The organism is Pseudomonas antarctica, assembly GCF_900624995.1.
Lineage (GTDB): Bacteria > Pseudomonadota > Gammaproteobacteria > Pseudomonadales > Pseudomonadaceae > Aquipseudomonas > Aquipseudomonas antarctica.
Window position 1 is genome coordinate 1 of sequence record NZ_UYXQ01000170.1, and the last position, 6,776, is coordinate 6,776.

At 57.5% G+C, this 6,776-nt stretch carries 4 protein-coding genes; 3 read left to right on the plus strand and 1 reads right to left on the minus strand.

Features of this window, described 5'->3' with window-relative positions; translation table 11 throughout:
* Positions 1-409 precede the first annotated feature (409 nt).
* Together E0F99_RS28130 and E0F99_RS28135 are read left to right on the plus strand one after the other, a co-directional pair.
* Complete coding sequence (locus tag E0F99_RS28130; RefSeq protein ID WP_083358006.1) at positions 410-1,801, plus strand: GntP family permease; 1,392 nt, start codon at positions 410-412, stop codon at positions 1,799-1,801.
* A 7-nt stretch (positions 1,802-1,808) separates the two neighbouring features.
* Positions 1,809-2,582 carry a 3-hydroxybutyrate dehydrogenase gene (locus tag E0F99_RS28135; RefSeq protein WP_083358005.1) on the plus strand — a complete coding sequence of 258 codons (774 nt, stop codon included), beginning with the start codon at positions 1,809-1,811 and terminating at the stop codon, positions 2,580-2,582.
* Positions 2,583-2,623: 41 nt separating this feature from the next.
* Here E0F99_RS28135 and E0F99_RS30175 read toward each other — a convergent pair whose 3' ends face one another.
* Positions 2,624-6,217: a hypothetical protein gene (locus E0F99_RS30175; RefSeq protein WP_207303105.1), complete on the minus strand. Its 3,594-nt coding sequence runs from the start codon at positions 6,215-6,217 to the stop codon at positions 2,624-2,626.
* 126 nt (positions 6,218-6,343) lie between these two features.
* Between E0F99_RS30175 and E0F99_RS30335 the strand changes: the two genes are divergently transcribed.
* Positions 6,344-6,776, plus strand: a 433-nt coding sequence (locus tag E0F99_RS30335) for a hypothetical protein (protein ID WP_207303106.1), incomplete at its 3' end; no start/stop codon positions are given.

Consider the following 6,776-nt stretch of genomic DNA (forward strand, 5'->3'; position numbering starts at 1 on the left):
GCCCACGGTCCAAAGCCTGCGTGAGGGCACACCGAGCCTAGGCGAGGTGCCGAGTGGTGGGGCAAGAGCGTTTTGGTTACTTTTGCGCTCTTTCAAAAGTGACCCGCTGTAAGAGCGGAACCAATAGAGGCCATGACCCAAATAACGGATATGTACCCAGCGCCCCCACGACAACCACAGCACTCAACCCGCCAAAAGATGTGTAGATACCGATGACCATCGCAGGCAAGCCAGCCCCCACAGTTGATCCTCTTCAGTCTCACAATTGAGACAACCCTTCAGACAGCGGTCACAAAAAAACAATAATAGTCATATATTTCAATAAGTTAACCAGTTGGCACACATCTCGCTATAGCCCCTCTCCAAAGCACCACCCCACAACAATAACAATTCGATCTGGAGACACACCATGAGTGTGATCATTGCCCTGGCAGCCCTCGCGCTGCTGATGCTGGCGGCCTACCGTGGCTACAGCGTTATCCTGTTTGCCCCCATCGCCGCCCTCGGCGCCGTGCTGCTTACCGACCCGTCCGCCGTCGCCCCTGCGTTTACCGGGGTGTTCATGGAGAAAATGGTCGGCTTCATCAAACTGTATTTCCCGGTATTCCTGCTCGGCGCGGTGTTCGGCAAGCTGATCGAGCTGTCGGGCTTCTCGCGCGCCATCGTCGCCGCCGCAATCCGTTTGCTCGGCACGCGCCAGGCGATGCTGGTGATCGTGCTGGTTTGCGCCCTGCTCACCTACGGTGGCGTGTCGCTGTTTGTGGTGGTGTTTGCGGTGTACCCGTTTGCGGCGGAGATGTTCCGCCAGAGCAATATTCCCAAGCGCCTGATCCCGGCAACCATCGCCCTCGGCGCGTTCTCGTTCACGATGGATGCCCTGCCCGGCACGCCGCAGATCCAGAACATCATCCCCAGCACCTTCTTCAACACCACCGCGTGGGCGGCGCCGTGGCTGGGCTTGATCGGCACGATCTTCGTGTTCTGCGCCGGCATGCTCTACCTGGCGCGCCAGCGCAACAAGGCCCAGCGTGCTGGCGAAGGCTATGGCACCGAGCTGCGTAACGAGCCGGAAACCGCTGAAAATATCGCCCTGCCTAACCCGTGGATCGCGCTGTCGCCGCTGATCCTGGTGGGCGTGATGAACCTGCTGTTCACCCACTGGATCCCACAGTGGTACGGCAAGACCCACAGCCTCAGCCTGCCGGGCATGAGCGCGCCGGTGACCACCGACATCGCCAAACTCACGGCGATCTGGGCGGTGCAGGCGGCGTTGCTGGTGGGCATCGTGATGGTGCTGGTGTTCGGCTGGTCGGCGATTCGCAGCAAGCTGGCCGAAGGCAGTAAAAGCGCCGTCAGCGGTGCACTGTTAGCGGCGATGAACACTGCGTCGGAGTACGGCTTCGGTGCGGTCATCGCGTCATTGCCCGGCTTCCTGGTGCTGGCGGACTGGCTCAAGGGCATTCCCAACCCGTTGGTCAACGAAGCGATCACCGTGACCCTGCTGGCCGGTATCACCGGCTCTGCGTCCGGTGGCATGAGCATCGCCCTGGCGGCGATGTCCGAGAGCTTTATTTCGGCGGCCCATGCGGCCAATATCCCGCTTGAAGTGCTGCACCGAGTCGCGGCCATGGCCAGCGGCGGCATGGACACCCTGCCCCACAACGGCGCGGTGATCACGCTGCTGGCGGTGACCGGGTTGACTCACCGCGAAGCCTACAAGGACATTTTCGGCATCACGATTATCAAGACCCTCGCGGTGTTCGTGGTGATCGGTACTTTCTACGCCACCGGCATTGTGTGAGGTTTTCATGACGACATTGAACGGCAAGACCGCCTTGGTTACCGGCTCCACCAGCGGCATTGGCTTAGGCATCGCGCTGAGCCTGGCCAAGGCCGGCGCCAACCTGATCCTTAATGGCTTCGGCGATGCCAGCGCGGTGATCGCCCAGGTGCAGGCGTTCGGCGGCAAGGTCGGCCACCACCCGGCCGACGTCAGCGATCCGGCGCAGATCGCCGACATGATTGCCTACGCAGAGCGTGAGTTCGGCGGCGTGGACATTCTGGTCAACAACGCCGGCATCCAACATGTATCGGCGGTGGAAGACTTCCCGGCCGAACGCTGGGACTCGATTATCGCGATCAACCTGTCCTCGGTCTTCCACAGCACACGCTTGAGTTTGCCGGGCATGAAGGCCAAGGGCTGGGGGCGCATCGTCAATATCGCCTCGGTGCATGGCCTGGTCGGTTCGGTGGGCAAGGCCGCGTACGTGGCGGCCAAGCATGGGGTGATCGGTTTGACCAAGGTGGTGGGCCTGGAGACCGCTGCCAGCAACGTCACCTGCAACGCCATCTGCCCGGGCTGGGTGCTGACGCCGCTAGTGCAAAAGCAGATCGATGACCGCGCGGCCAAAGGCGTAGGCCCGCAGCAGGCGCAGCATGATTTGCTCTCGGAGAAACAGCCGTCGCTGGCGTTTGTGACGCCGCCGCAGCTGGGTGAGTTGGTGTTGTTTTTGTGCAGTGAGGCGGGCAGCCAGGTACGCGGCGCAGCGTGGAATATCGACGGGGGCTGGCTGGCGCAGTAAGCCCCACCATCCTCGGATGGAGGGCTTATCAGGGTCAGTCGTCAGACAAAATAACGCGGTTTATAGACGATTTTCTGTAACACGTTTTTTGGCGGCTGACCAAGACCCGCAGTGTTCATCAAAATGACGTTTCCATGCTTCTTTTCTACAAATTGAGTTACTTTGTTTTCGAAATCTCTTTTTAGTTTGTTATCAGCCAGAACTTGTGCGGTTATTTCGCTCAGGCCTGGGTTATCGATCTTGAAGTCATTAGTCAATCGGCTGCGCGTCTGGGTTATTGAGGTCGAATTGTTATGAATGGCTACCGTGCCTTCAAAAGCCTTCACCGGACGATTGATCTCTTTTTGAAACCGAGCTGCAAAAGAGTGTCCCTTGCCTTCTGCGGAGTGACAAACCAGCAGTCGGACATTGTCAAAGCTCGACGGGTCCACGCCTTTGCTTTTTAACAGTTCTACCAGTTGTTTTGCATTGTATTGCTGACCATCTACCATCACCTGCGAGCCGTCGCGTAACAGCTTGTCCAGCCAATCACGCCGGGTACCGTGAGCCACGATATTGAGCCGGCGCACGCCTTTATACCTGTCGGTAAAGGTATGAATTTCACCGCCAATCAATTTCAGGTCTTTCATTTTGCCGCCCATCTGTATCACGTTATCTTGTTCCAGCCCCCGCTCCAGCAGGCTGACAGCAGCAGGCTCAGCGCCAGCCGTGCTGACCGGGGCGGCGGAAACTTCGGGTTTAAAATCGCTCAAGGGCGGGCCGTACGACTTACCGGCGCGCGCATCGTAGGCGTACCATTTTTCCACGACCTCATCGTATTGCGCGACAACGGCAACCGCCTCAGCGTTTGCCCCCGCAGACCCCACTGCCACGTCGCCACGCTGCGCGAGTTGCTGCAAGGCCGATGGGCTCAGGACCTGTTGACGGTTTATGCCATGACCCACTGACGACAATTCGCCAGCCCCATCCCCCAACTTCACAGATGTCGCCACCTCACCTTCGGCAGTGGCCTTAATGCCCGAACTGGCAAGCGACTCGATTTCGCTGCTACCGAGTTTCACCAAGGCGCTTTCACCGGCCTCGACCAGCTTGAGTTCGGGTGCCAGAAAGCCAAAAACGTCGAACGCAAGGTCGACCAGTGCCGCGCCATACTTGCCGGCTTTCGCGTCTTCCGCAGCAGCGACAAACGGAATCATCCTGACCAACTTATCTTTAACGCTTGTATCAGCAATCAGTTTGCCTTCATCGGACTTCGTAGCTTTTGACTTTTCCTTGAGCGTTTCAAAACCAGAGACGAAAAAATTTGCCGCGGCGCTCGCGAGGTCTTTTGTGTTCTGGGTAAAAAAGCTTCTCGGTACAACGTCACTATCGGCGCGCTCATCAGCGACTAACGAGCCTGAAAAAGGAACGCTATCGAGATAAACATTTGTAGAGGTCTTAGCTTCCTGAGGACGCACACCATTTTTATAGGCCGAGGCGTCCAGCACAAAGGTCTGTCCCGCCCGTGAGTTCGAAGGAATCGGATCCGGCAAGCCGATGTGTTTGCGTAGCATTTTTTGGCTCGCAAACAACTCGTAATCCGTTGGCGGCGACGTTCTTCGAGTACGAACTACCAGGCCAGCATCTCCTCCACGCACGGAATATAGTTCAGGAGTACCGAACTCGAAGTTTTTACGATCCTCCAGCGGTAGCTGAGCAATCAGGTTACGGATATTGAGGGCAACACTGTTTTTTAGCCCGGTGCTGTAGCTATCCACTTTACTTGCGTAAAGCCTTGAGAGATCAGGCAGTGACTTTACTCGGTCGAAGGGCACCTTGTGATCGATGCACACCCAATCGAGCTCCGGGCGGTTCAGGTCGCCCGACAGGTAAAGTTCCAAGATTGAATAACGCGCGGCCGCTTTGTCAATCAGGGCTTGTCGCGAAACGGCCAGCGTGCTGAACCAGCGCGAAAAGTTGAACGACCTGTCATGCTTGATCGACTTCTTTTCAAAGTCTATATCGTCGCCCAGCTTTGCCCTCAACTGAGCCAACGCCAATTGCTTATGGGACGGGATAGCAGCCTGTTGTGCGTCACTGGCCAACGCCAGCGCGGAGCGTTGCTGGTTAAACCCGGTGCGCGCCGATTCGATGTCTTGCGCTGAATAGACTTGGTCCGAGCGTTTGGTGATAAACCCGTTGATGATGCCCCAATCCACAATCGCATCGCGTTGAGCACCCACGTGCATGTCATGCTCGCTGACAGAGATCGGCTGAGTCTGACCGAACGCCATGACCTCCTGGAAGGTCATGGTCTGTGACGCGCCCGGCGCCATCTTTTCGATACGCGCTACTGCCACACTGAAGCTGAACCATGCATGGGAACCATACACAAGGGTGCTGGGCAGATTGGCAACCAGAACCTCTGGCGCCATGCCTGCCAGTAGCAACCGGCTGGCAGCGGGCGCCAACTGTTCGCTGACGTTCCCTTGAGTGACTAAATGCTGTGCCAGGCCGCTGACAATCGTCTGTGGCGTCGCCCCCCAATTATTTTTCTGTGCCAAGTCGTAGCCTGCCACGCTGTTACGCTGTGTACCGGCGGTCGAGTCAAGGTCAAGCACCATCGCTGCCGCTGCCCAATCCACGGCACTGGTCGCGGTGGATTTACCTTGCAGCTTCGTTTCCAGCATTACGCCCAGGGTGTTGGCCATATCGCTGGAAAGCAGCCGCCCGAGAGTCTCCTGCGGGCTCTGGCCCTGGCGTCCAAGCGTTCTATCATAGCCGCCGAACAGGCTAGTAATCCCCTCGTGCCCGCCTGCTACTCTAATTGCATCAGCACTCACAGCCCTCACCTGTTCGCGTTGCGCGCTGCTCAGCAGCGGCTTGGTCAAAAACCGCCAATGATTGGCTTGCGCAGGTGCTTGCAGCGGCGGACTGTTGAGCACTGTACGCAGGTTCGACAGTTGCTCACGATTGTGCGGGACACTCAAGCCACTGTGCTCAATGAACGCCTTAGTGCTCACGGAGAAACCCTGGGGCACAGAGTGATTTTGCCCATATGAGGAATGTGGATGCACCCGCAAAAAGGTCTGTTCGAACAAACTGCTGACATTTTCTGAGCCTCTGACAACAGCGTTTTCGACTTCGGTAAGGGTTTGAGTCAGAAAGGACTTGTCATGCAGGTTGCCTATTGCCAATTGCTGGGCTTCGAGCGAATCCCTCGACAAGCGACTGCCCCTATCTCTGTTGCTGAACGAGGCGAGGCTTCTCTCGATTTCAGCTGCCGCCGAGACAGCGCCGTTTTCATCAAAACTGGAAAGATTGTGAGCGTGAAAGCCCGCCACCAACTTCAGCGGAGCAGAATTCTCAGCGAAGTCGACAGGCGACGACACTGAACGGTTCCGAGTGCCTGTCAGCGCGGCCGCAGCCGCCTGAACCGGCCCTAGAGCTTGCGCCCACTCCTCGCTGTAATCGACGTTTCTGATTAGATGCGCACCGTGGAAGGTACCGCTCACATCCTTAGGCGGGAAAAACGTCAACGTCGATGGGTCCGCGCCAGTCGCTTTTACCCAGTCGTTGAATTGCGGAGTCTTGAACGCCTCGCGATAAAGTTTCCACCATTGCCCGAAGGTCGACCCCTCAGGTATCTCGCTCATGTGCCTCTCGTACAGCCCATCGCCATCCCAGGGACCTTTACGCAGTTCGGCGGCATATCGAGAAGCCAACAACCTATCTGCCTTTGCCTGAGCGGACGTATCGGGTTGCCCTGTGAGAACGCTGTGATGATCGTCAATCTCTGCAAGTATTTGCTGTTGGGCAGCAAGTGCCTGTGGGCCTCGAATGACTTGCGAACGATGGACGTCGTGAGTTGGAACGCTCGGAAACACTCCGCTTCTTTGCAGTTGCGCTGCCCGTGTTTGAGCAGCCCCGCTCGTCAAATGGTGGTTGTCTTCACCATAAAAATTACCCACTACTTCAAGCGAAACACCAGCGTCGGGGCCTCCAAGATAAACGGGATCGCCACGACGCGGCGGCGCGAGCACCTTCGCCGCGCTCAGGATCGGCTCTGCGACATCCGCCCACCCCACATCGTCAAGCAGACTAATTTTCTTTTTCTCACCGTTGAACTCAGCCGCCAAATCCCCGGTGTGGGGGCTCAACCGCAGGGTGGCAACATTCAGGCCTACTTCCTTGCCCCACTGCACAAAGTTGGGA